The 1,616-nt window shown below is 65.0% G+C and carries 3 protein-coding genes; all 3 read left to right on the top strand.

Annotated features, from left to right (window positions below; translation table 11 throughout):
- Positions 1–171 precede the first annotated feature (171 nt).
- Positions 172–420 carry a type II toxin-antitoxin system TacA family antitoxin gene (locus RZR99_RS32770; protein WP_323123823.1) on the top strand — a complete coding sequence of 83 codons (249 nt, stop codon included), beginning with the start codon at positions 172–174 and terminating at the stop codon, positions 418–420.
- 213 nt (positions 421–633) lie between these two features.
- Entirely contained in the window at positions 634–897 is a 264-nt protein-coding gene (locus RZR99_RS32765) for a GNAT family N-acetyltransferase (protein ID WP_323123822.1), read from the top strand.
- Between the two features lie 23 nt (positions 898–920).
- Complete coding sequence (locus RZR99_RS32760; RefSeq protein ID WP_323123821.1) at positions 921–1,226, top strand: hypothetical protein; 306 nt, start codon at positions 921–923, stop codon at positions 1,224–1,226.
- The last annotated feature ends 390 nt before the right edge of the window (positions 1,227–1,616 follow it).

Raw genomic sequence — 1,616 nt, 5'->3', positions numbered from 1 at the left:
TAATGCTTATTAGCGGCATGGTATTTGATGGGGTGAAATGGGGGAAATCCCATCGTGTCTCGGGTAGCGTAATGACATTGTCGTTACGTTTGGCTAGAGTGGCACTTTCCATGCCTTTTCTGGAGGGTCTCCGCCATGTCACTCGCCCACCCGTCGCGCCACACCTTGAACATGCGCATCCGCCCTGATGAGCGGGGGCTGATCGATCGCGCCGCGGCCGCGGCCGGCAAGACCCGCACCGATTTCATTCTCGATGCGGCTCGGGCGGCCGCCGAGCAAACGCTGCTCGATCAAGTCGTGCTGGTGGCCACGCCGCATGCGTACGCGGTCTTTCTCGCGCGCCTGGATGCCCCGGCCCAGCCGAACGCCGCGTTGCGCCGGACCATGCAGACCCCGGCGCCGTGGGATCCGGCTGCATGACGTGGACCGCCCCAGAGCCGCTGACGGCCGAGCATCAGCTGGATGGGTTCGATTCGGGCGTCGCCAGTCTCGACAGCTGGCTACAGCGTCGTGCGCTCGCGAATCAGCGCAGCGGAGCCTCGCGCACCTTCGTCGCACGGCAAGACGGGCAGGTGCGTACTACGCGCTGGCGCCGTCGCGCTCGAGGCGGCACTGGGCCGGTTCCGGCGCAACATGCCCGATCCGATTCCCGTCGTCGTGCTGGGACGGCTCGCTGTCGACCGGCGCGCGCAGGGCTCCGGCATCGGGCGCGCGCTGGTGCGCGACGCCGGCTTGCGCGTGCTGCACGCAGCTGCAGCGATCGGCATTCGCGGCATGATCGTGCACGCGCTGTCGGACGCGGCCAAGACGTTTTACGAGCGGGTCGGCTTCGAGGTGTCGCCGCTCGATCCGATGCTATTGCTGATTACGCTGGCCGATCTCGAGGCGGCGCTGTAAGTGTTCATGACGGAGGCAAGCGGATGATTCACAACAATGGCGATGAGCGGGTTGCCGAGAGGGTCATCGGGTTGGGCGCGGGACGACTGGCCGACATGCTAGTCGAGTGCGCCGAAACAAATCCGAGCTTGCAGCGACGGCTGCTGGCTGAGCTGTTTGCACACGCGGCTGCGGATGTGATTGCGCCGATCCGGCAATGGATCGCCGACTTGCGCGATGACGCGTCGCTTCTGAATAGGGGCGCGTATCGGGCACCCACCGGCTGGACGATGATGGACTCTCCGAAAAGCTTAAAAAGGTCGATGAGCGCATCGGGTCGTCTTGCTTGAACACGACTATCAGGTCCTGCTCGTCTGGTTGCAAGACAGGTACGGGATTTTGAGGCAGACCGGCGTGAGCCCGCGGCCGCAGCATCAGCGGTCTTCGTGGCGTGGGGTTGAGCCACGACCGGTCGATTGGGATGCTCGTCTGTTTATTGCGCGAGAAGGAGAGGCATGAAAATCACGCACGACACCCGGTGGAACCGGCCGCGCCATGTTCCTGTCTGGGTCAACCGGCTGGGGTGGGGCACGCTGATGGCCGGCGTCGGTTTGGTGGGCCTGACGATCGGCGCTTGGTTGGCCCTGGGCCATTGGCCGTGGTCATGATGAGCGCGATCCCCACGCATGCCGACATGCTCGACGGGCTGCGCCGCGCCTGCTATCGCCAGGTGGTCCGCT

It is taken from the genome of Burkholderia alba (genome assembly GCF_034721475.1).
Taxonomy (GTDB): domain Bacteria; phylum Pseudomonadota; class Gammaproteobacteria; order Burkholderiales; family Burkholderiaceae; genus Burkholderia; species Burkholderia alba.
The sequence above is the reverse complement of the archived record's forward strand: the minus strand, read 5'-3'. Positions and strand labels throughout refer to the sequence as shown.